Genomic DNA, 22,673 nt, shown 5'->3' on the forward strand with positions numbered 1-22,673 from the left:
TGGAACTTCACGAATCAAACCTGCATCAAGGCTAGCAGCTCGGCGGAGACGTCCTCGACGGAGGTGTTGACCAGGGTGGCGTCGAACTCCTCCTCGGCCGCCAGCTCCGTACGGGCCGCGGCCAGCCGGCGCTCGATGACCTCGGGCGGCTCGGTGCCCCGCCCGGTCAGCCGGCGCACCAGCTCCTCCCAGTTCGGCGGCGCGAGGAAGACCAGCAGTGCGTCCGGCTTGCTCTCCCGGACCAGCCGCGCCCCCTGGAGGTCGATCTCCAGCAGCACGGGCTCACCGGAGTCCAGCCGCTCCAGCACGGGCCCGCGCGGGGTGCCGTACCGGTTGCCGGAGAACTCCGCCCACTCCAGCAGCTCGCCGTTGGCGACGAGCTTGTCGAACTCGTCGTCGCTGACGAAGAAGTACTGGACGCCGTGCCGTTCGCCGGGGCGCGGTCTGCGGGTCGTCGCGGAGACCGAGAGCCACACCTCGGGATGGACCTTGCGCAGATGCGCGACGACCGTGCTCTTGCCGACCCCGGAGGGGCCGGAGAGCACGGTCAGCCGCGGACGATCTGCCGGCGGGACGGGGGCCGCCCCCCGGGAGAAGGCTGTACTCATGCAGCGATTATCCCGGTTTCCGGGAGTGCCTCGGAACGTCAGGAACCGGTGCTGCCGAACTCGCGTTCCAGCGAGGCGATCTGGTTGGAGCCCAGACCGCGCACACGACGGCTCTCTGAGATGCCGAGACGCTCCATGATCTGCTTGGCGCGCACCTTGCCTACGCCGGGCATGGACTCAAGGAGGGCGGAGACCTTCATCTTGCCGATGACGTCGTTCTCCTGGCCCTGCTTGATGACGTCGTGCAGGGAAGCGCCGGAGTGCTTCAGCCGATTCTTGACCTCGGCGCGCTCCCGGCGAGCCGCTGCGGCCTTCTCGAGCGCGGCTGCGCGCTGTTCAGGGGTAAGGGGCGGAAGAGCCACGCCTACGTCACCTCGGATGTCGAACTAATCGGATATGGAACGGTGTGGAACCTAGTGGGCCCGCACCTGCGGAGCAACGAGCAACGCGCTGGTGCCCGCGCTCTGATGACGGAGACTAGCGGCCGAGACCGCGCCAGTCAGCGAGAACAGACGAAAAGTCCTGGTCAGACTCAAGTTCCGCGACAAGTTCTGGGCATATCACCCGGTTTATGAGGATACGTTCCGTACGTCATCGGCCAATTGTTCGGCCGCCGCCCGCAGCCTCGCGATATCCGGTCCGTGCGCCAGCACCGACCGGCTTGCGTTCGGCAGGACTTGGGGCAGCACGGCGCCGAAGACCCGCGGGAGGTCCGCCGGCGCCGCACCCTGGGCGCCGATGCCGGGGGCCAGCAGCGGGCCGTTCACGGCCAGGTCGGCGCCGGCCTCGGCGAGGGTGGCACCGACGACGGCGCCGACCGAACCGAGCGGCTCGGCGCCCCGGTTCTCGGCGGCGATGTGGTCCAGCATCGTCTGCGCGACCGTCCGCGCGCCGTGCGCGCCGTGCACCGCGGCGCGCTGCACCTCCGCGCCCTCCGGGTTGGAGGTGAGCGTGACGACGAAGATGCCGGCTCCTGCGGCCCTGGCGGCGTCCAGCGCCGGGCGCAGCGACTCGTACCCGAGGTAGGGCGTGACGGTCAGCGCGTCGGAGCGCAGCGGCGCGTCCTTGTCGAGGTACGCGGCGGCGTAGCCGCCCATGGTCGAGCCGATGTCGCCGCGCTTGGCGTCCATGAGGACCAGCGCGCCGGCCGCGCGCGCCACCGTGACGGCCTTCTCCAGGACGGCGACGCCGCGGGAGCCGAAGCGCTCGAAGAAGGCGGACTGCGGCTTGAGCACGGCGACACGGTCGGCCAGCGCCTCCACGACGGTCATCGTGAACCGCTCCAGCCCCGCCGGGTCGTCCGGCAGCTCCCAGCGGGCGAGCAGCGAGGCGTGCGGGTCGATGCCGACGCAGAGCTGGCCGCGGGTGTCCATCGCGCGGCGCAGCCGGAGGCCGAAGGGCTCGGGGGGCTCGGGGTTCATGCGGTCGCCTTCCTGACGTCGGCGCCGACGGCGTCGGCGAGGGTGGCGTACGGGGACGCGGCGAGCAGTTCCGCCAGGCCGCGGTGGATCCTGCGGGGCCACAGCGGCCCCTCGTAGACGAAGGCGCTGTAGCCCTGGACGAGGGTGGCGCCGGCGAGGATGCGCTCCCAGGCGTGTGCGGCGCTCTCCACGCCGCCGGCGCCCACGAGCACGATGCCGTGCTCGCCGGGCGCGCCCACGCGGGCGTAGAGGCGGCGCAGCACCTCCAGGGAGCGCCGCCGCAGCGGCGCTCCGGACAGGCCGCCGGCGCCGATGGACTCGACGCGGGCCGCCGCGGTGGCCAGGCCGTCGCGGGCAACGGTGGTGTTGGTGGCGATGATGCCGTCGAGGCCCAGTTCCAGGGCCAGGTCGGCGACCGCGTCGACGTCCTCGTCGGCGAGGTCGGGGGCGATCTTGACCAGCAGCGGTACGCGCCCGCGGGCGCCCGGCGCGGCGGCCGGGGGGCCGGCGATGGGGGTACCGCCCATGCCCTCAGGGCTATGGGGGAGGTCGGCGGCGGCGCGGACCGCCTGGAGCAGCGGGCGCAGGTGCTCGACGGCCTGGAGGTCGCGCAGGCCCGGCGTGTTGGGCGAGGAGACGTTGACGACGAGGTAGTCGGCGTGGCCGGCGAGCCTTTCCGTGGAGGTGACGTAGTCCTGGATCGCACCCGATTCGGGGACGGCCCTGGACTTGCCGATGTTGACGCCGACGACGGCGTCCGGCCGGTACGGGGTGCGCTGCCCTCCCCCGAAGCCCAAAAGGCGTGGGCGGTGCCCCCATCGGCGGCGGGCGAGGCGGGCCGCGACGGCGGCGGAGCCGTCGTTGTTGAAGCCCATGCGGTTGACCAGCGCCCGGTCCGGGATCAGCCGGAACAGCCGGGTCGGCTCGTTGCCGGCCTGGGGGCGGGCGGTGACGGTGCCGATCTCGACGAAGTCGAAGCCGAGCATGGTCAGTCCGTCGACGCCGACCGCGTTCTTGTCGAAGCCCGCGGCGAGCCCGAAGGGGCCGGGGAAGTCGATGCCGAGCGCGTGGACGGCGAGTTCGGGGTGGCGGGGTGCGGCGGTGACGCGCACCGCGCTGCGCACGCCGGGCGCGGCGGCGGCGCCGCGGATGGCCGCGAACGCCAGGCCGTGGGCCCGCTCGGGGTCCATGCGGGCGAGGACGCTGCGGAAGAGCAAGGGGTACATATGGGACCTTCGGCTGCTTCGGGTGCCGTGCCCGCCGGCCCGGTGGGGGCCGGCGGGGCTCGGGACTGCTCGGGGGCCGCGGCCGCCCGGGGGGGGGCCGCTTCCCGGTTTCCGGTTCCGTTCCCGGTTCCGGTTCGGATCTCGGTTCCGGTTTGCAGGGCTACCGGGCGCGGGCCTCGGTGAGGTGCTCGGCGTGTTCCTGGAGGGAGCGCACCCCCACCTCGCCGCGGGTCAGCGCCTCGATGCCCTGGACGGCGGCGGCCAGCGCCTGCACCGTCGTCAGGCACGGCACCCCGCGGGCGACGGCGGCGGTGCGGATGTCGTAGCCGTCGAGCCGGCCGCCGGTGCCGTACGGGGTGTTGACGATGAGGTCGACGTCGCCGTCGTGGATCAGTTGCACGATCGTCCGCTCGCCGTTCGGACCCGGGCCCTCCGAGTGCTTGCGTACGACGGTGGCGGCGATCCCGTTGCGCCTGAGCACCTCGGCGGTGCCGGAGGTGGCCAGCAGCTCGAAGCCGTGCTGGACCAGCTCGCGGGCCGGGAAGACCATCGAGCGCTTGTCGCGGTTGGCGACCGAGACGAACGCCCGCCCGCGGGTGGGCAGCGCCCCGTACGCGGCGGCCTGCGACTTGGCGTACGCGGTGCCGAAGACGCCGTCGATGCCCATGACCTCGCCGGTGGAGCGCATCTCCGGGCCGAGCACCGTGTCGACGCCGCGGCCGTGGATGTCGCGGAAGCGCGTCCACGGCAGCACGGCCTCCTTCACCGAGATCGGCGCGTCCAGCGGCAGCGTGCCGCCGTCGCCGGTGGCCGGCAGCATGCCCTCCGCGCGCAGCTCGGCGACCGTGGCCCCGAGCGAGATGCGGGCGGCGGCCTTGGCCAGCGGCACGGCGGTGGCCTTGGAGGTGAAGGGGACGGTGCGCGAGGCGCGCGGGTTGGCCTCCAGCACGTACAGGATGTCCCCGGCCAGCGCGAACTGGATGTTGATCAGCCCGCGTACGCCGACGCCGCGGGCGATGGCCTCGGTGGAGGCGCGCAGCCGCTTGATGTCGTGCCCGCCCAGGGTGATGGGGGGCAGCGCGCAGGCGGAGTCGCCGGAGTGGATCCCGGCCTCCTCGATGTGCTCCATGACGCCGCCGAGGTACAGCTCGTGGCCGTCGTAGAGCGCGTCCACGTCGATCTCGATGGTGTCGTCGAGGAACCGGTCGACGAGGACGGGGTGTTCGGAGATGAGCCCGGCGTGCCGCTCCAGGTACGCGGCCAGCGACGGCTCGTCGTAGACGATCTCCATGCCGCGCCCGCCGAGCACGTACGACGGGCGCACCATGACCGGGTAGCCGATGCCGGCGGCGATCTTCTTGGCCTCGGCGAAGGAGAACGCGGTGCCGTACTTGGGCGCCGGCAGCCCCGCCTCGGCGAGCACGCGGCCGAACGCGCCGCGGTCCTCGGCGGCGTGGATCGCCTCCGGCGGCGTGCCCACGACGGGCACGCCGTTGTCCTTCAGCGCCTGCGCGAGCCCCAGCGGGGTCTGCCCGCCCAGTTGGACGAGGACGCCGGCCACCGGGCCCGCCTGGGTCTCGGCGTGCACGACCTCCAGCACGTCCTCAAGCGTCAGCGGCTCGAAGTACAGCCGGTCTGAGGTGTCGTAGTCGGTGGAGACGGTCTCCGGGTTGCAGTTGACCATCACGGTCTCGTAGCCCGCCTCGCCGAGGGCGAAGGAGGCGTGGACGCAGGAGTAGTCGAACTCGATGCCCTGCCCGATGCGGTTGGGCCCGGAGCCCAGGATGATCACCGCGGGGCGCTCGCGCGGGGCGACCTCGGTCTCCTCGTCGTAGGACGAGTAGAGGTACGGGGTACGGGCGGCGAACTCGGCGGCGCAGGTGTCGACCGTCTTGTACACCGGGCGTACGCCCAGCGCGTGCCGCACCTCGCGCACCACGTCCTCGCGCAGCCCGCGCACGCCGGCGATCTGGGCGTCGGAGAAGCCGTGGCGCTTGGCGTACGCGAGGAGGCCCGGGTCGAGGTGGTCCGCGGCGGCCAGCTCGTCGGCGACCTCCTTGACCAGGAAGAACTGGTCGACGAACCAGGGGTCGATCCGCGTCGCCTCGTGCACCTCCTCCTGCGTGGCACCGGCCCGGATGGCGGCCATCACGGTGTTCAGCCGGCCGTCGGTGGGCACACCGGCCTTCGCGAGCAGGCCGGCCTTCTCCTCCGGTCCCGGCGGCGGGCCGGCGAAGTCGAACGGCGCGTCCGTCTTCTCGACCGAGCGCAGCGCCTTGTTGAGCGCCTCGGTGAAGTTGCGGCCGATGGCCATGGCCTCGCCGACCGACTTCATCGTGGTGGTGAGCGACGCGTCGGCGGCCGGGAACTTCTCGAAGGCGAAGCGGGGCACCTTCACCACCACGTAGTCGAGGGTGGGCTCGAAGGACGCGGGGGTCTCGCGCGTGATGTCGTTGGGGATCTCGTCGAGGGTGTAGCCGACGGCCAGCTTCGCGGCGATCTTGGCGATCGGGAAGCCGGTGGCCTTGGAGGCGAGCGCGGAGGAGCGGGAGACGCGCGGGTTCATCTCGATGACGACGACGCGGCCGTCCACCGGGTCGACGGCGAACTGGATGTTGCAGCCGCCGGTGTCGACCCCGACCTCGCGGATGACGGCGATGCCGATGTCGCGCAGGATCTGGTACTCACGGTCGGTGAGCGTCATCGACGGGGCGACGGTGACCGAGTCGCCGGTGTGCACGCCCATGGGGTCGAGGTTCTCGATGGAGCAGACGACCACGACGTTGTCGTGCTTGTCGCGCATCAGCTCCAGCTCGTACTCCTTCCACCCGAGGATCGACTCCTCCAGCAGCACCTCGGTGGTCGGCGAGAGCGCGAGCCCCTGGCCGGCGATGCGGCGCAGCTCCTCCTCGTCGTGCGCGAAGCCGGAGCCGGCGCCGCCCATGGTGAAGGAGGGGCGTACGACGACGGGGTAGCCGCCGAGTTCGGCGACACCCGCCAGCACCTCGTCCATGGAGTGGCAGATCACCGAGCGGGCGGACTCGCCGTGTCCGATCTTGCGGCGGACCTCCGCGACGACGTCCTTGAACTGGTCGCGGTCCTCGCCCTTCTGGATGGCCTCGACGTTGGCGCCGATCAGCTCCACACCGTACTTCTCCAGCACCCCCGCGTCGTGCAGGGAGACGGCTGTGTTGAGCGCGGTCTGCCCGCCGAGGGTGGGCAGCAGGGCGTCGGGGCGCTCGCGCGCGATGATCTTCTCGACGAACTCGGGCGTGATCGGCTCGACGTACGTGGCGTCGGCGATCTCCGGGTCGGTCATGATCGTCGCCGGGTTGGAGTTGACGAGCACCACGCGCAGGCCCTCGGCCCTCAGCACGCGGCACGCCTGGGTGCCGGAGTAGTCGAACTCGGCGGCCTGGCCGATGACGATCGGGCCCGAGCCGATGACCAGGACGGACCGGATATCGGTGCGCTTAGGCACGCTGGGCTCCCTGTTCTGCCTGTGCGGCCTGTTCCGCGTGATCCGCCAGATCCGCGTGGTCTGCCATGAGCTGGACGAAGCGGTCGAAGAGATACGCCGCGTCGTGCGGCCCTGCGGCTGCCTCGGGGTGGTACTGGACGGAGAACGCCGGCCGGTCCAGGAGCCTGAGACCCTCGACCACCCGGTCGTTGAGGCAGACGTGGCTGACCTCGGCGCGCCCGTACGGGGTGTCGGTGACGGCGTCGAGGGGCGCGTCGACGGCGAAGCCGTGGTTGTGCGCGGTGACCTCGACGCGGCCCGTGGTGCGGTCCTGGACGGGCTGGTTGATGCCCCGGTGGCCGTACTTCAGCTTGTACGTGCCGAAGCCGAGGGCGCGGCCGAGGAGCTGGTTGCCGAAGCAGATGCCGAACAGCGGGGTGCCGCGCTCCAGCACCGCGCGGACCACGGTGAGGTCGGCGGCGGCCGGGTCGCCGGGGCCGTTGGACAGGAACACGCCGTCGGGCCCGGCGGCGTAGACCTCCTCGACCGTGGCGGTGGCCGGCAGCACGTGCACCTCGATGCCGCGCTCGGCCATGCGGCGCGGCGTCATGCCCTTGATGCCGAGGTCGAGCGCGGCGACGGTGAAGCGCTTCGCGCCGATCGCGGGGACGACGTACGCCTCCTCGGTGGCGACCTCGGGTGCGAGGTCGGCGCCCTTCATCTGCTCCTGCACCCGCACCCGGGCGAGCATCGCGTCCGGGTCGGCGACCCGGTCGCCGGAGAAGATGCCGACGCGCATGGCGCCGCGCTCGCGCAGGTGGCGGGTGATCGCGCGGGTGTCGACGCCGGAGATCCCGACGACGCCCTGGCGGCGCAGCTCCTCGTCGAGGGAGCGGGTGGCGCGCCAGTTGGACGGCACGCGGGCGGGGTCGCGCACGACGTAGCCGGAGACCCAGATGCGGGCGGACTCGGCGTCCTCGTCGTTGACGCCGGTGTTGCCGACGTGCGGGGCGGTCATGACGACGACCTGGCGGTGGTACGAGGGGTCGGTCAGGGTCTCCTGGTAGCCGGTCATGCCGGTGGAGAACACGGCTTCGCCGAAGGTCTCCCCCGTCGCGCCGTAGGCACGGCCGCGGAAGCTGCGGCCGTCTTCGAGGACGAGGACTGCGGGGCTGCCCTGGCCGCGGTGGGTTGCGGTCATCGTGCGCCTTCCGTGGTGGTGCGTTCTTCGGTGCTCGCGGCGGCGGCGTCGGCGCCGGGAGCGGTCTCGGCGGGCGGGCCGCCGAGCGCCGCCACCCAGGCGGTGTGCTCGGCGGCGCGGTCGGAGCGGAACCCGGAGTCGTACTCCGCGCCGCCGTGTTCCCAGGTGATCACCAGCAGCCCGCCCTCGGTGAGGACCTTGCCGGCGATGGCCTTGTCGAGCCGGGCGCCGCGCAGGTGCGCGGCGGGGACGAAGAAGTCCGCGGCCCCGGGGCGTACGACCTCCAAGCCCTGCTCGGTGAGCGTCAGCTCGACGCGGCTGCGTACGCCCAGGCCGTGGGCGACGATGCGGTCGAGCCACTGCCCGGCGGTGGTGGTGCCGTGGTAGCGGCCGGTCAGCGCGAGGCGTTCCGCGCCGGGGTCGTCGGGGATCGCGGGCAGGTCCGGGATGCCGGACTGGAGCTGGCCGCGCCACTTCCAGCCCTCGCGCATCAGCCAGTAGACGAGCGCGACGAACAGGATCAGGCCGACGATCCAGCCGACGCGCGCCGCCCAGTCGGTCACCTCCTGCGACCGGCGCTCGCCGGCGAGCAGCGTGGCGGGGCTCACACCGGCTCACCTCCGGCGAGGGTGGCCCGGCCGCGCAGGAACGTGTGCGTGACCCGGCCGGGCAGCTCACGGCCCGCGTAGGGGGTGTTGCGGCTGCGGGAGACGAAGTGCTGCGGGTCCACCCGACCACGGTAGGCCGGATCGAGCAGGGTGAGGTTGGCGGGCTCGCCGGTTGCGATGGGCCGGCCGTGGCCTTCGAGGCGGCCGATGGCGGCGGGGCGGAAGGACATCCGGTCGGCGACGCCGGACCAGTCGAGCAGGCCGGTGTCGACCATCGTCTGCTGCACGACGGACAGCGCCGTCTCCAGGCCGACCATGCCCATGGCGGCGGCGGCCCACTCGCAGTCCTTGTCCTCCTGCGGGTGGGGCGCGTGGTCGGTGGCGACGCAGTCGATGGTGCCGTCGGCCAGCGCCTCGCGCAGCGCGCGCACGTCGGTCTCGGTGCGCAGCGGCGGGTTGACCTTGTAGACGGGGTCGTACGAGCGGACCAGCTCGTCGGTGAGCAGCAGGTGGTGCGGGGTCACCTCGGCGGTGACGCGCCAGCCCTTGGACTTCGCCCACCGCACGATCTCCACCGAGCCGGCGGTCGAGAGGTGGCAGATGTGCACCCGGGAGTCGACGTGCGCGGCGAGCAGCACGTCGCGGGCGATGACCGACTCCTCGGCGGCGGCGGGCCAGCCGCCGAGGCCCAGCTCGGCGGAGACGACGCCCTCGTTCATCTGGGCGCCCTCGGTCAGCCGCGGCTCCTGGGCGTGCTGCGCGACGACGCCGTCGAACGCCTTCACGTACTCCAGCGCCCGGCGCATGATCACGGCGTCGTCGACGCACTTGCCGTCGTCGGAGAAGACCACGACGCCGGCCGCCGACTCGTGCATGGCGCCCAGCTCGGCGAGCTTCTTGCCCTCCAGCCCCACGGTGACGGCGCCGACGGGCTGCACGTCGCAGTAGCCGGACTCGCGGCCGAGCCGCCAGACCTGCTCGACCACGCCCGCGGTGTCGGCGACGGGGAAGGTGTTGGCCATCGCGTGCACGGCGGTGAAGCCGCCCCTGGCGGCGGCGCGGGTGCCGGTCAGCACCGTCTCGGAGTCCTCGCGGCCGGGCTCGCGCAGGTGGGTGTGCAGGTCGACCAGGCCGGGGAGCAGGACGTGCCCCGCGGCCTCGATCACCTCGGCGCCTTCGGCCGGCAGCGCGGCGCCGGGCCCGGCGACCTCGGCGACGGTCCCGCCGTCGATCAGGACGTCCCGGGCCTCGCCGCCGAGGACCTGCGCGCCGCGGATCAGGGTCTTGCTCATCGGTCGGTCTCCTCGGTGCGGGCGGTGGTCGGGGCGGGCGTGCCTGTCGTGCCTGCGGGGGGTGCCTCTCCCGGTGCGCCGCCGAGCAGCAGGTAGAGCACGGCCATCCGGATGGAGACGCCGTTGGTGACCTGCTCGACGGCGGTGCAGCGGGGCGAGTCGGCGACCTCGGCGGTGATCTCCATGCCGCGGTTCATCGGGCCCGGGTGCATGACGATCGCGTGCTCGGGCATGCGCGCCATCCGGTCGCCGTCCAGGCCGTAGCGGCGGGCGTACTCGCGCTCGGTCGGGAAGAACGCGGCGTTCATCCGCTCCCGCTGCACCCGCAGCATCATCACGCCGTCGGACTTCGGCAGCACGGCGTCCAGGTCGTACGAGACCTCGCACGGCCACCTCTCCACACCGACCGGCACCAGCGTGGGCGGCGCGACGAGGGTGACCTCGGCGCCGAGGGTGTGCAGCAGGAGCACGTTGGAGCGGGCGACGCGGCTGTGCAGGATGTCGCCGACGACGGTGATCCGGCGGCCGTCGAGCCCGCCGCCGGTGCCGGGCGACAGGTGGCGGCGCATGGTGAAGGCGTCGAGGAGCGCCTGGGTGGGGTGCTCGTGGGTGCCGTCGCCGGCGTTGACGACGGAGCCGTTGATCCAGCCGGAGGTGGCCAGCCGGTGCGGGGCGCCGGAGTCGTGGTGGCGGATGACGACGGCGTCGGCGCCCATCGCCTCCAGGGTCAGGGCGGTGTCCTTCAGGGACTCGCCCTTGGAGACGGACGAGCCCTTGGCGGAGAAGTTGATGACGTCGGCGGAGAGCCGCTTGGCGGCGGCCTCGAAGGAGATGCGGGTGCGGGTGGAGTCCTCGTAGAAGAGGTTCACCACCGTGCGGCCGCGCAGGGTGGGCAGTTTCTTGATGGGCCGGTCCGCGATCCGGGCCAGCTCCTCGGCGGTGTCGAGGATCAGCACGGCGTCGTCACGGGACAGGTCGGCGGCCGAGATGAGATGGCGCTTCACTGGGTGCTCCGGGTGTCGTGGGTACGGCGGGTCGGCACCGCGGCTCACGGGGGCGTACGCCCCCCGCGGCCGGCGGGGCGGGGCGGGCGTCCTACTTGGAGCCGAGCAGCACGGCGTCGCGGCCGTCCTGCTCGGTGAGCTGGACGCGGACCGTCTCCCGCAGCGACGTGGGGAGGTTCTTGCCGACGTAGTCGGCGCGGATGGGCAGCTCGCGGTGGCCGCGGTCGACGAGGACGGCGAGCTGCACGGCCCGCGGTCTGCCGATGTCGTTCAGCGCGTCGAGCGCCGCGCGGATGGTGCGGCCGGAGAAGAGCACGTCGTCCACGAGCACCACCAGCCGGCCGTCGATCCCCTCCGCGGGGATGTCCGTGCGGGCCAGCGCACGGGGCGGGCCCATGCGCAGATCGTCGCGGTACATCGTGATGTCGAGCGAACCGACGCCCGACTGGCCGAACTTCCTGCCGGTGATTTCTTCGAGCTTCGCGGCGAGCCGGTGGCCGAGCCACACGCCGCGGGTCGGGATGCCCAGGAGCACCACGTCGTGGGCGCCTTTGGTGCGCTCCACGATCTCGTGCGCGATGCGGGTCAGCACCCGCTGGATGTCCGGCGCCTCCAGTACGGGGCGCGCCGGGTCAGGGCTGTGCGTGTCCATACGAAAAGGACCCCCTTCCCCGCCTCACAGGACGGGCGTTAAAGGACGTCAGGTCCCCTCTACCGTAACAGCGCGGTCGGACACCACCGCCGCCGGGGCTCCGCCGCTCCACCGCCGCCCGGCTACCACCCTCATGGGTGGCGACCGGATGAATCTTCCGCTTGACGAAGCCAAGTTACGCTGCGTAACCTCACAGTGAGTTACCAGACTGTCGTCCGGGGAGCCATATGTCCAGCGAATACGCCAAACAGCTCGGGGCCAAGCTCCGGGGCATCCGTACCCAGCAGGGCCTCTCACTGCACGGCGTGGAGGAGAAGTCCCAGGGGCGCTGGAAGGCCGTCGTCGTCGGGTCGTACGAGCGCGGGGACCGTGCGGTCACCGTGCAGCGGCTGGCCGAGCTGGCGGACTTCTACGGGGTGCCGGTGCAGGAGCTTCTCCCGGGTTCGGCGCCCGGCGGGGCGGCGGAGCCGCCGCCGAAGCTCGTGCTGGACCTGGAGCGTCTGGCCCAGATCCCCGCGGAGAAGGCCGGACCGCTCCAGCGCTATGCGGCGACGATCCAGAGCCAGCGCGGGGACTACAACGGCAAGGTCCTCTCGATCCGCCAGGACGACCTGCGCACGCTCGCGGTGATCTACGACCAGTCGCCGTCGGTGCTGACCGAGCAGCTGATCGGCTGGGGCGTCCTGGACGCCGACGCCCGCCGTGCGGTCGTGGTCCACGAAGACGCCTGACCCGCGCCTCACCAGCAGAAACGTACCGCCGTCGGCGGAACGGGCCCTTCCTGGGGTCCGCTCCGCCGACGGCGGTGTGCGTGGTGGGCGCGCGGTGCGCCGCGGCTAGCCGGCCTCGGGCCGGGCGCCGTCCGGCACCCCGGCGCCCGCCGCGGGCGCGTCCGGGGCGTCCAGCGCGTCCGGAGCGGTCTGTCCGGCCCCGTCCGCGGCCGCCTCCCGGCTTCCGCCGGCTTCGGCGTCCGGGCCCGCGTCAGGGCCCTCGTCCGGTGCGGCGTCCCGATCCCCGTCGGGACCTGCCTCCCGGCCCGCCCGCGGCTCCTGCTCCGCGTCCGCGCCCGGTTCCCCGCCGTCCCGGCGCAGCCGGGGCTTCAGCTCCTGGAGACGGCCCAGCAGGCCGTTGACGAAGCCGGGCGAGTCGTCCGTGGAGAACTCCTTCGTGAGCTGCACAGCCTCGTCGATCGCCACCGCGTCCGGCGTCTCGTCGTCCCAGATCAGCTCGTACGCCCCCAGCCGCAGGATGCTGCGGTCCACGACCGGCATCCGGTCCAGGGTCCAGCCGACCGAGTACGCGCCCAGCAGCTCGTCGATGCGGGCGGCGTGCTCCGCGTAGCCCTCGACGAGCCGCCGGGTGAACTCGCCGACCGGCGGCTGCCGGGGGTCGGTCAGGCCCAGCCGGACCCAGTCCTGGAGCACCTGGACCGCGGGCGCCCCGCGCTGGTCCGACTCGAAGATGATCTGGAACGCGCGCTTGCGAGCCGTGTTCCGTGCGGCCACGTCAGCCGCTCACGCGGCCGAGGTACTCGCCGGAGCGGGTGTCGACCTTGATCTTCTCGCCGGTGGTGATGAACAGCGGGACCTGGATGGAAAAACCCGTCTCCAGCTCGGCCGGCTTGGTGCCGCCGGTGGAGCGGTCGCCCTGCACGCCCGGGTCGGTCTGCGCGATGGTCAGCTCGACGGCCGCGGGCAGCTCGACGTACAGCGGCGTGCCCTCGTACAGCGCGACGGTCGTGTCGAAGCCCTCCAGCAGGTAGTTGGCGGTGTCGCCGACGGTCTTGGGGTCGACGTGGAGCTGGTCGTACGTCTCCATGTCCATGAAGACGAAGTACTCGCCGTCCTTGTACGAGAACTGCATGTCCCTGCGGTCGACGTTGGCCGTCTCGACCTTCACCCCGGCGTTGAACGTCTTGTCGACGGTCTTGCCGGAGAGCACGTTCTTCAGCTTCGTACGGACGAAGGCAGGGCCTTTGCCGGGCTTGACGTGCTGGAACTCGACGACGGACCAGAGCTGGTCGCCGTCGAGCTTGAGCACCAAGCCGTTCTTGAGGTCGTTCGTGGTGGCCACGTCGCGAAATCTCCTGGACTGCGTGGGACGACCGAGGAGGCCCGGATTCGCCTGCGACCCGGCCGGGGTCAGAGCGCGAGCAGTTCCTTGGTCGTGATGGTGAGTAGCTCGGGACCGCCGTCCGCCTGCGAGCGGACGACGAGCGTGTCGTCGATCCGGACCCCGCCCCGGCCGGGGAGATGGACTCCCGGCTCGACGGTGACCGGCACACGAGCGTCCAGTTTACCCATCGCCGCCGGGGCCAGCCGCGGGTCCTCGTCGATTTCGAGTCCGACCCCGTGACCGGTGAAGGGACCGACGCCGTCGCCGTGTCCGGCGGCGGTGAGCACCTGGCGCGCCGCCCGGTCCACTTCGCGGTACTCCGCGCCGGGTGTCAGCGCCTCCCGGCCGGCCCGCTGCGCGGCGAAGACCAGGTCGTACAGCTCGATCTGCCAGTCGTCGGGGGCGGTGCCGACGACGAAGGTGCGGCCGATCTCGCAGCGGTAGCCGCGGTAGCGCGCGCCCAGGCAGACGGTGAGGAAGTCGCCCTCCTCCACCCGCCGGTCGGTCGGTACGTGCCCCGCGCGGCCGGCGTGCGGCCCGGTGCCGACGGCGGTGGGGAACGCCGGGCCCTCGGCGCCGTGGTCGACGAGCCGCCGCTCCAGCTCCAGGGCGAGGTGCCGTTCGGTGCGGCCGACGAGGATGGACTCCAGCAGTTCGCCGAGCGCCTGGTCGCCGATCTCGGCGGCGATCCGCAGGCAGGCGATCTCCTCGTCGTCCTTGACGAGCCGCTGCTGCTCCACGGCGCGGGCGAGGTCGGTCAGGGCCAGGCGGGGCGCGACGGAGGCCAGGGCGCGGTGCCTGGCCACGGTCAGGTGGTGCTCCTCGACGGCCAGCACGGCGGCGCCGCCGGCGGCGGCGAGCCCGGTGGCCGCGACGGCGGCGTCCCCGTCGGGGGCGCCGAGCGCGTGGACGCGCAGGTCGTCGGGCTGCGGGGCGCCGGCCGGGTCCTGCGCGGGGTCTCCGGGGCGTACGAGCATGTCCTCGCCGGTGCCGAGGAGCAGGACGGCGCCGGGCGGGGCGCAGCCGGCGAGGTAGCTGATGTTCGCCGGCCGGGAGACGAGCACGGCGTCGCTGCCGGCCGCCTCGCAGTGGGAGCGCAGTCGGGTACGGCGGGCAGCGTGCACCTCGGGCATGATCCGAGCCTAGGGCGCTCCGCCGCCCGGGGCCGCCGGAGCGCGTCCGTACGGGCGCGTGGCCGGGCCGTGCCCGGTGCGCCCGCGCGGCGGGGTCGCCGTGCCCGGCGCGGTCCCGCGGCGGGCCTCCTGCGGGGCTACCAGGCCGGCGGGCTGGCCAGGCTGCGCCCGACGACGTCGTCGAGCATCCGGACCGTGGCGGGCACGTCGTGGTGCGAGTTGTCGATGATGGGCAGGCCCGAGCCGTACCAGCCGGCCATCCGGCCGTGGATACGGGCGACTTCCTCGTCCGCGAGCCGCCGGTTGCCGGTGCGCGCGGCGTTGCGGGCGAGGACGGACTCCAGGCCCGGCAGCAGCACCACGGGCAGCAGCCCGGGGCCGACGTGCCGCTTCCAGCCGCCGAGGCCGACCACGGGCCGGTCGGGGAAGACGGCGTCGTCCAGGATGCAGGAGATGCCGTTGGCCAGGAAGTTGCGGGCGGCGAAGCCGCAGGTGCGGCGGGCCAGCCGGTACTGCGCCTCGGAGTGGTCGGTCCAGCCCGCCTGCGGGTCGGCGAAGCCGGCGCGCACCCACTCGCGTACGTCGTCGAGGCTGATGTGCGCGGTCGGCACCCTGCGGGTGTCGGCCCAGTGCCGCGCCACCGTGGTCTTGCCGGCCCCGGCCGGGCCGATGAGGAGCACCGCCACCGTCGGTGGCGGTGCGCCGTGCGGCATGGGCGCCGGCGGCGGGCTGGGCAGGGTCACGGGACCGCCGACCGGGAGCTTCAGATGGCCGGTCGTCTCCACCGCGTCGTGCGGCCCGGCCGCCGGCGGCGGGCCGCCCGGCCCAGGTCTGCCCTGGGGCGGCTGCGGAACCCCCACTGCGTGCTGCATCCCGTGCACCCTCGCTCTGTGACCCGTCACGTACCGACACCCGGCTGGTCATGGCCGTACGGCGGTCCGTAGCTGCCTTAGCCCCGCACGGTACCGGTACGACCCGCCATGGTGGGAACGATCCTGCCAGGAGCCCCGCGCGGGCCTAGTCCCAGGTGTGCTTTCCGCCGATCAGGAGGACGTGCTCCAGCACGTCCTCCATCGGGTCGTCGATCTGCCCGGTGCGAAGGAGGGAGAAGCTCGACCCGTTCGAGACGTTGCCGCCGTTGTAGTGCTCGTCGGCCGTCGCGACCCCGGCCTGCAACGCCACGCCCGCCGGCGCCGCGACCATCGCGACCGCCACCCGCGCCCATACGCGCATCCGTTTTTCTCCTCGTTTTCGGCGGTGTTTCTGACGGGGGCCGGACGGCCCCTCCTTCCTATCCGCGGAAGGCGGCGGGAGGTTACGCCTACGTACCGAGGAGAAGATCCGGAACTCCCGTGTGGGGGCGGGGCGTCGTCAGGACGAGGGCAGGCCGTCCGCCAGGGCGCGCAGCGCCAGCAGGTACGAGCCGATGCCGAAGCCCGCGATCGTCCCGGAGGCCACCGCGGCGATCACCGAGGTGTGCCGGAACTCCTCGCGGGCGTGCGGGTTGGAGATGTGCACCTCGATCAGCGGCGCCGTGCGCTGCGCCGCCGCGTCCCGCATCCCGTACGAATAGTGCGTGAAGGCACCCGGGTTGATCACCACGGGCAGCCGGCCGTCCGCGGCCTCGTGCAGCCAGCGGATCAGCTCGGCCTCGTCGTTGGTCTCGCGCACGTCGACCTCGAAGCCCAGCTCCTTGCCGAGCGCGGTGCACCGCTCGACGAGCCCGGCGTAGGACGTGGCGCCGTAGACGTCGGGCTCGCGGGAGCCGAGGCGGCCGAGGTTCGGCCCGTTGAGCACCAGTACGCGCGTCATACGGCGCCCTCCCCGTCGCTGTCGGCGTCTCCCGCCGCGATCTCGGCGTGCGCGGCGAGCAGCATCGCCGGGTCGGGGCCCTCCAGCACGGCCGGCTTCGCCAGCCCGTCGAGGACGATGAAGCGCAGCAGGTCGCCGCGGGTCTTCTTGTCGACCTTCATCGTCTGGAGCAGCCGGGGCCACTGGTCGCCGCGGTACGTCACGGGCAGCCCGACGGCGCGCAGCACCGCGCGGTGCCGGTCGGCGGTGGCGTCGTCGAGGCGGCCGGCGATCCGGCCCAGCTCGGCGGCGAAGACCATGCCGACGGAGACGGCCGCGCCGTGCCGCCACTGGTAGCGCTCGTTCTTCTCGATGGCGTGGCCGAGGGTGTGCCCGTAGTTCAGGATCTCCCGCAGGCCGGACTCCTTCAGGTCCGCCGAGACCACCTCGGCCTTGACCCGGATCGCGCGCTCGACCAGCTCCGCGGTGTGCGGCCCGGCGGGGCTGCGGGCGCCCTCGGGGTCGGCCTCGACCAGCTCCAGGATCGCCGGGTCGGCGATGAAGCCCGCCTTGATGACCTCGGCGAGGCCGGAGACGTAGTCGTGGACGCCGAGGGAGTCCAGCGCGGCCAGGTCGCAGAGCACCCCGGCCGGCGGGTGGAACGCGCCGACGAGGTTCTTGCCCTCCGCGGTGTTGATGCCGGTCTTGCCGCCGACCGCCGCGTCGACCATGCCCAGCACGGTCGTCGGCACGGCGACCCAGCGCACGCCGCGCAGCCAGGACGCGGCCACGAACCCGGCCAGGTCCGTGGTGGCGCCGCCGCCGACGCCGACGACGGCGTCGCTGCGCGTGAAGCCGGACTGGCCGAGCGCCCGCCAGCAGTAGGCGGCGACCTCGGCGGTCTTGGCCTCCTCGGCGTTGGGCACCTGGATGACGACGGCCTCGTACCCCTCGACGGCCAGGTCCTCGCGCAGTGCCTCGCCGGTCTCGGCCAGCGCCTGCGGCACGACGACGGCGACGCGCTTGGCGCGCTCGCCGACCAGCCGGGGCAGCTCGCCGAGGAGCCGCCGGCCGACGACGGCCTCGTACGGCTCCGTGCCGGCGGTGCCGCCGATGCGGATGCGGGTGACCTCGGCCCCTTCGGCGCTCGGTGTCATGCGGGGTGGCTCTCCAATGCGGCGAGTACGAGTGCGGCGACCTCGTCCGGCGTGCGGCCGGCGGTGGTGACGGTCGCGCGGGCGACCTCGGTGTAGTGGGGGCGGCGCTGTTCCATCAGGGTGCGCCACTGCTGGCGCGGGTTGACGGCGAGCAGCGGGCGGGGGGCGTCGAGCCCGACGCGCTTGACGGCGTCGGCCAGTTCGACGTCGAGGAAGACGACGCGGTGCGCGGCGAGCAGCTCGCGGGTGCCGGCGTCCATGACGGCGCCGCCGCCGAGGGCCAGCACGCCGGGGTGCCCGGCGAGCGCGGCGCGCACGGCGGCGCGCTCCAGGGCGCGGAAGGCGGGCTCGCCGTCGTCGTAGAAGATGTCGGGGATGGGCTTGCCCGCGGCCTTCTCGACGTCCTCGTCGGTGTCGCGGACGCTGGTGCCGAGGCGGGCGGCGAGCACGGCGCCCACGGTGGACTTGCCGGCGCCGGGCGGGCCGACGAGCACGACGGCGGGGCCGTCCGTACCCGCTGCTGCGCCGGCTGCGGTGTCGGGGCGCTCTCGGCCCTCGGTGCTGCTGCTCATCGGATCGCCAGGTTCTCCAGGTAGCCGCGGACGTTGCGGGCGGTCTCGGTGACGCTGTCGCCGCCGAACTTCTCCGCGACCGCGTCGGCCAGCACCAGCGCCACCATCGCCTCCGCCACGATGCCCGCGGCGGGCACGGCGCAGACATCGGAGCGCTGGTGGTGCGCCTTGGTGGCCTCGCCGGTGGCGACGTCCACGGTGGCCAGCGCGCGCGGCACGGTCGCGATGGGCTTCATAGCGGCCCGTACCCGCAGCAGCTCGCCCGTGCTCAGCCCGCCCTCGGTGCCGCCGGAGCGGCCGGAGGAGCGGCGGATGCCGGCGTCGGTGCCGACGATCTCGTCGTGGGCCTGCGAGCCGGGCACGCGGGCCAGCGCGAAGCCGTCGCCCAGCTCGACGCCCTTGATGGCCTGGATGCCCATGAGCGCCCCGGCCAGCCGGGAGTCCAGCCGGCGGTCCCAGTGCACGTGCGAGCCGAGGCCGACCGGCACGTCGTACGCGACGACCTCGACGACGCCGCCGAGGGTGTCGCCGTCCTTGTGGGCCTGGTCGATCTCGGCGATCATCGCCTTGCTCGCGTCCGCGTCCAGGCAGCGCACCGGATCGGCGTCGAGCCGCGCCACGTCGCCCGGGACGGGGACGCTGCCGTACGGGGCCCTCGCGCCGCCCAGCTCCACGACGTGCGAGACGACCTCGATGCCGGCGGTCTCCTTCAGGTACGACCTGGCCACGGCGCCCAGCGCGACCCGGGCCGCGGTCTCGCGGGCGGAGGCGCGCTCCAGCACCGGGCGGGCCTCGTCGAAGCCGTACTTCTGCATGCCGGCGAGGTCGGCGTGGCCGGGGCGGGGGCGGGTCAGCGGGGCGTTGCGGGCGATGCCCGCAAGCTCGTCCGGGTCCACCGGGTCGGCGGCCATGACCTGTTCCCACTTGGGCCACTCGGTGTTCCCGATCATGACCGCGACCGGGGAGCCGAGGGTGAGCCCGTGGCGTACGCCGCCGATGAAGGTGACCTCGTCGCGCTCGAACTTCATCCGCGCCCCGCGGCCGTACCCCAGCCGGCGGCGGGCGAGGTGGTCGGCGACCAGGTCGGTGGTGACGGGCACTCCCGCGGGAAGGCCCTCCAGCGTCGCGACGAGTGCCGGGCCGTGCGATTCCCCTGCGGTGAGCCAGCGCAACCTGCTCAACGGTGCTCCCTTTCGAGTGCGAAGTCCTCGCCCCCGATCCTCCCACGCTCCGGGCCCCGCACTTGTCCAGGTCCACGTTCTGGACGGTTGGACAGGCAGGTTCTTGCGCGCTCGCGGCGCCGTTGTGACAGACTCCGGCGGGCCGCCGGGAGCAGCCGCCCGGAGCGACCCGCCCGGATCAGCCGGATCGGCCGGATCAGACGGTGCGGGCGCGCAGCGCGGCCTCGCCGGCCTCGCGCATGGCCGCCAGCGGCGCCCGGGCGGCGCCCGTCATCTGCTCCACCTGGAGCACCGCCTGGTGCACCAGCAGGTCGAGACCTCCGACGACTGTGCCGCCCTGCGCGGCCCACGCGCCGGCGAGCGGGGTCGGCCACGGCTCGTACAGCACGTCGAAGAGCGCGCCGGGGCGGTCCGGGACCTCGGCGGCGAGGCCGTCGGTGGCGCCGGCCGGGGTGGTGGCGACGACGAGCGGCGCGTCGAAGGCGGCGGCGGCCTGCGACCAGTCCGTGCAGCGCACCGAGACGCCGAGGCGCTCGCCCCACTGCTCCATCTCCGTCGCGCGGGCGGCGGAGCGCACGTAAGCGGTGACCTCCCCGGTGCAGACGGTGGCCAGGGCGGCGAGCGCGGAGGAGGCGGTGGCGCCGGCGCCGAGGACGGCGGCGCGCTCGACCTTCTCGATGCCGCGCTCGCGAAGCGCCGCGGAGATGCCCGGGATGTCGGTGTTGTCGCCGAAGCGGCGGCCGTCGTCGTGCAGGACGACGGTGTTGACGGCCTCGACGGACCGGGCCGTGGCGCTGACCTCGTCGAGCAGCGGGATCACCGCGCGCTTGAGCGGCATGGTCAGCGAGAGCCCGGCCCACTCCCCCGGCTCCAGGCTGTCGAGGAAGCCGGACAGCCGCTGCTCGTCCACGTCGTAGCGGCCGTACGTCCAGCCGGTCAGGCCCAGTTCGCCGTACGCGGCGCGGTGCAGCACCGGCGACAGCGAGTGGGTGATGGGCGAGCCGAGCACGGCCGCGCGCCGGGGCAGGGCGATCACTCGTCCTCCTTCTTGCGCTGGTTCTCGTTGAACTCCTCGACGTTGCGGTCGTGTTCTTCCTTGCTGTCGGTGAAGCGCGTGTCGCCCTCCTCGACCGTGACGAAGTACAGCCAGTCGCCCTCGGTCGGGGCGAGCGCGGCTTCGAGGGCCCGCTCGCTGGGGTTGTCGATCGGCCCGGGCGGCAGGCCGGCGTGGACGTAGGTGTTGTACGGGGAGTCGAACTGGGTGTCCTGGTTGGAGATGTTCAGGTTCGACTCGCCCTTGGCGTAGTTGATGGTGGAGTCGAACTGGAGCATGCCGTTGGTGGCGGTGTTGTCCGGCTTCAGGCGGTTGTAGATGACCCGCGAGACCTTGCCGAACTCCTCCTTCGACTGCCCCTCCGCCTCGATGAGGCTGGCGATGGTGAGGACCTCGTACGGCGTCCGGCCCACCTTGTCCGCCTTCTCGGCCAGACCCAGCTCCGTGTACTTGCCGTTGGCGCGCTTGACCATCTCGCGCAGCAGCTTCTTGGGGTCGGTGCCCTCGGCCGCGGAGTAGCTCGACGGCCACAGGAAGCCCTCGGGGTTGCCCTCCGCCCAGTCGGGCAGGCCGAGGTCGCCCTTCTCGGCGATCTTGGCGGTGGTGTCCTCGTCGAGGCCGAGGTGCTCGTCGATCATCGTGTAGACGGCGGTGGCGCGCCGGCCCTCGGGGATGACCAGCGCGTTGGCGGCCTCCGGGCTCAGCATCATCTCGACCGCGGCCTCCCCGGACATCTCCTTGTGCAGGGTGTACGAGCCGGGGTGGAGCATCTCGTCGCCGGCGGCGTCGATGAAGGCCTGGACGCTCTTGACCACGCCCTTTTCCTTGAGGATGTTCCCCATCTGCGTGACGGTCGCGCCCTCGGGGATCTCCACTGTCACGTTCCCGCTGCCCTCGCCGGCGTAGTCGGGGGCGGAGCCGAACCGGTCGCTCCAGAAGTTGTAGCCGACGTAGCCGAGGCCGCCGAGGCCGGCGGCGAGCACGAGGGCGACGACGAGGCAGGCGCAGCCGTTGCGGCGCTTGGCACCGCGGCGGTCCCGGCCCGTGCCGCGGCCGGCGCTCCGGCCGCCGCCACCGCCGCCGCGGCGGCCCTCGCGGGGGCCGTCGTCGAAGTCGTCGTCACCGTCGCCGCCGCCGTCGAAGAAGGGGTGGTCGTCGCGCTCGGGCGGACGGGAGGCGGGGTCCCAGTCGTCGCGGCCACCGGGGCGGCGGCCACCCTGGGACGCGTGCGGGGGCTGCTGCTGGTACGGCGGCTGCTGCTGCCCGGGCTGCGGATGGCCGGGCTGCTGGTGTCCGGGCTGCTGGTGGCCCGGCTGCTGCTGGTGGGGCTGCGGGCGGCGCGGGTGCGGGTCCGGCGGCGGGTAGGCGTCCGGCGTGCCGTAGTAGTCGGGCTGCGGCAGGGGCGCGGCGTAGGGGTCGGCCAGCGGCACCCCGCCGCCGGTGGTGTCCCAGCCGCCGGGGTACTGCGGCGTCTGGCCCGGGTCCCAGGAGGACTGCTGCTGATGCGGGTAGTGCTGCTGCGGCTGGTGACCCCCGTAGTGGTCGTGCCCGGCGCCGGGCTGCCCGCCCGACCAGTCCTGCTGCCCGCCGTAAAGGCTGTCGTCGGGCTGCCAGGGTTGGGAGCCGGGGTTTTGGCCGTAGTCAGTCATCAGTCCCCTATGCCGCGTGACCGCCGGTGCTTTTATACGACGGGTGCCGTGTCCGCGCGGAACGTTACCGTATCGCGATCACATACCCGCTTCGACGCTCTCGCCCGGCGCGACCCCCGACGCCCGTTCGGCTTCCAGCGCACTCTGGAGGATGACGACGGCCGCCACCTGGTCGACAACCGATCGGCCCTTGCGGCTCGACCGCCCGGCCGCGCGCAGGTTCTGAGAGGCCGTCACCGTGGACATCCGTTCGTCGACGAGCCGCACGGGCACGGGGTGGACGCGGCGCGCCAGCTTCTCCGCGAAGCCGCGGACCTTGGCGGCGGCCGGGCCCTCGCCGCCGTGCAGCGAGCGCGGCAGGCCGACGAGCACCTCCAGCGGCTCGTACTCCTCGGTGAGGGCGGCCAGCCTGCGGTACGCCGCGGGCAGGTCCCGGCCCGGCACGGTCTCCACGGGCGTCGCGAGGATCCCGTCGGGGTCGCAGGACGCGACCCCGATCCGGGCGTCCCCGACGTCCACCGCGAGCCTGCGCCCGCGGCGGATCACACC

General features: G+C 73.3%; 22 protein-coding genes and 1 pseudogene. 1 reads left to right on the forward strand and 22 read right to left on the reverse strand.

Annotated features, from left to right (window positions below; translation table 11 throughout):
- Nucleotides 1-14: 14 nt before the first annotated feature.
- The 10 genes from gmk to pyrR form a co-directional block, all read right to left on the reverse strand.
- On the reverse strand, nt 15-608 hold the full coding sequence (gmk, locus tag QBL21_RS20655; protein WP_407563715.1) for a guanylate kinase: 594 nt from the start codon (nt 606-608) through the stop codon (nt 15-17).
- Between the two features lie 38 nt (nt 609-646).
- Complete coding sequence (locus QBL21_RS20660; protein WP_018836707.1) at nt 647-970, reverse strand: integration host factor; 324 nt, start codon at nt 968-970, stop codon at nt 647-649.
- A gap of 207 nt (nt 971-1,177) precedes the next feature.
- The gene (gene pyrF / locus QBL21_RS20665) at nt 1,178-2,029 is read right to left on the reverse strand and encodes an orotidine-5'-phosphate decarboxylase (protein ID WP_407563716.1); all 852 of its coding nucleotides are present in this window, start codon (nt 2,027-2,029) and stop codon (nt 1,178-1,180) included.
- Complete coding sequence (locus QBL21_RS20670) at nt 2,026-3,255, reverse strand: quinone-dependent dihydroorotate dehydrogenase (RefSeq protein ID WP_407563717.1); 1,230 nt, start codon at nt 3,253-3,255, stop codon at nt 2,026-2,028. Before QBL21_RS20670 ends, pyrF begins: the two co-directional genes overlap by 4 nt.
- Before the next feature lie 160 nt (nt 3,256-3,415).
- A complete protein-coding gene (carB, locus tag QBL21_RS20675; RefSeq protein ID WP_407563718.1) occupies nt 3,416-6,736 on the reverse strand; it encodes a carbamoyl-phosphate synthase large subunit in 3,321 nt (1,106 codons plus the stop codon).
- Complete coding sequence (gene carA / locus QBL21_RS20680) at nt 6,729-7,916, reverse strand: glutamine-hydrolyzing carbamoyl-phosphate synthase small subunit (protein WP_407563719.1); 1,188 nt, start codon at nt 7,914-7,916, stop codon at nt 6,729-6,731. Before carA ends, carB begins: the two co-directional genes overlap by 8 nt.
- Nucleotides 7,913-8,524, reverse strand: a complete 612-nt coding sequence (locus QBL21_RS20685) for a hypothetical protein (RefSeq protein ID WP_407563720.1) — start codon at nt 8,522-8,524, stop codon at nt 7,913-7,915. Before QBL21_RS20685 ends, carA begins: the two co-directional genes overlap by 4 nt.
- The gene (locus tag QBL21_RS20690) at nt 8,521-9,816 is read right to left on the reverse strand and encodes a dihydroorotase (RefSeq protein ID WP_407563721.1); all 1,296 of its coding nucleotides are present in this window, start codon (nt 9,814-9,816) and stop codon (nt 8,521-8,523) included. The genes QBL21_RS20685 and QBL21_RS20690 overlap by 4 nt, the downstream gene beginning before the upstream one ends.
- Nucleotides 9,813-10,820, reverse strand: coding sequence for an aspartate carbamoyltransferase catalytic subunit (locus QBL21_RS20695; RefSeq protein WP_407563722.1), 1,008 nt, complete (start codon nt 10,818-10,820; stop codon nt 9,813-9,815). Before QBL21_RS20695 ends, QBL21_RS20690 begins: the two co-directional genes overlap by 4 nt.
- 91 nt (nt 10,821-10,911) lie before the next feature.
- The gene (gene pyrR, locus QBL21_RS20700) at nt 10,912-11,472 is read right to left on the reverse strand and encodes a bifunctional pyr operon transcriptional regulator/uracil phosphoribosyltransferase PyrR (protein ID WP_407563723.1); all 561 of its coding nucleotides are present in this window, start codon (nt 11,470-11,472) and stop codon (nt 10,912-10,914) included.
- Between the two features lie 227 nt (nt 11,473-11,699).
- Here pyrR and QBL21_RS20705 point away from each other — a divergent pair, with 227 nt between their 5' ends.
- Complete coding sequence (locus tag QBL21_RS20705) at nt 11,700-12,203, forward strand: transcriptional regulator (protein ID WP_018836716.1); 504 nt, start codon at nt 11,700-11,702, stop codon at nt 12,201-12,203.
- Nucleotides 12,204-12,551: 348 nt separating this feature from the next.
- On the opposite strand, the pseudogene nusB reads toward QBL21_RS20705, so the two are convergent.
- The 12 genes and pseudogenes from nusB to ruvX form a co-directional block, all read right to left on the reverse strand.
- A pseudogene (gene nusB, locus QBL21_RS20710) lies at nt 12,552-12,977 on the reverse strand (transcription antitermination factor NusB); the annotation flags it as partial.
- Nucleotide 12,978: 1 nt separating this feature from the next.
- Nucleotides 12,979-13,545 (reverse strand): elongation factor P, encoded by a 567-nt coding sequence (gene efp, locus QBL21_RS20715; protein ID WP_407563724.1) that lies wholly within the window; start codon nt 13,543-13,545, stop codon nt 12,979-12,981.
- Nucleotides 13,546-13,613: 68 nt separating this feature from the next.
- Entirely contained in the window at nt 13,614-14,720 is a 1,107-nt protein-coding gene (locus tag QBL21_RS20720) for a M24 family metallopeptidase (RefSeq protein ID WP_407563725.1), read from the reverse strand.
- A 137-nt stretch (nt 14,721-14,857) separates the two neighbouring features.
- Nucleotides 14,858-15,592, reverse strand: a complete 735-nt coding sequence (locus QBL21_RS20725; RefSeq protein ID WP_407563726.1) for an AAA family ATPase — start codon at nt 15,590-15,592, stop codon at nt 14,858-14,860.
- A gap of 145 nt (nt 15,593-15,737) precedes the next feature.
- Complete coding sequence (locus tag QBL21_RS20730; protein WP_407563727.1) at nt 15,738-15,953, reverse strand: hypothetical protein; 216 nt, start codon at nt 15,951-15,953, stop codon at nt 15,738-15,740.
- A 138-nt stretch (nt 15,954-16,091) separates the two neighbouring features.
- Nucleotides 16,092-16,532: a type II 3-dehydroquinate dehydratase gene (gene aroQ, locus QBL21_RS20735; RefSeq protein ID WP_407563728.1), complete on the reverse strand. Its 441-nt coding sequence runs from the start codon at nt 16,530-16,532 to the stop codon at nt 16,092-16,094.
- Entirely contained in the window at nt 16,529-17,668 is a 1,140-nt protein-coding gene (gene aroB, locus QBL21_RS20740; RefSeq protein WP_407563729.1) for a 3-dehydroquinate synthase, read from the reverse strand. Before aroB ends, aroQ begins: the two co-directional genes overlap by 4 nt.
- Nucleotides 17,665-18,240 (reverse strand): shikimate kinase, encoded by a 576-nt coding sequence (locus QBL21_RS20745; protein WP_407563730.1) that lies wholly within the window; start codon nt 18,238-18,240, stop codon nt 17,665-17,667. Before QBL21_RS20745 ends, aroB begins: the two co-directional genes overlap by 4 nt.
- Entirely contained in the window at nt 18,237-19,421 is a 1,185-nt protein-coding gene (gene aroC / locus QBL21_RS20750; RefSeq protein ID WP_407563731.1) for a chorismate synthase, read from the reverse strand. The genes QBL21_RS20745 and aroC overlap by 4 nt, the downstream gene beginning before the upstream one ends.
- A 196-nt stretch (nt 19,422-19,617) precedes the next feature.
- Complete coding sequence (locus QBL21_RS20755; protein WP_407566492.1) at nt 19,618-20,454, reverse strand: shikimate dehydrogenase; 837 nt, start codon at nt 20,452-20,454, stop codon at nt 19,618-19,620.
- On the reverse strand, nt 20,454-22,124 hold the full coding sequence (gene mltG / locus QBL21_RS20760; protein WP_407563732.1) for an endolytic transglycosylase MltG: 1,671 nt from the start codon (nt 22,122-22,124) through the stop codon (nt 20,454-20,456). Before mltG ends, QBL21_RS20755 begins: the two co-directional genes overlap by 1 nt.
- Nucleotides 22,125-22,202: 78 nt before the next feature.
- Nucleotides 22,203-22,667, reverse strand: a complete 465-nt coding sequence (ruvX, locus tag QBL21_RS20765; RefSeq protein WP_407566493.1) for a Holliday junction resolvase RuvX — start codon at nt 22,665-22,667, stop codon at nt 22,203-22,205.
- Nucleotides 22,668-22,673 lie beyond the last annotated feature (6 nt).

The organism is Streptomyces sp. 184 (assembly GCF_045781775.1).
Classification (GTDB): domain Bacteria; phylum Actinomycetota; class Actinomycetes; order Streptomycetales; family Streptomycetaceae; genus Streptomyces.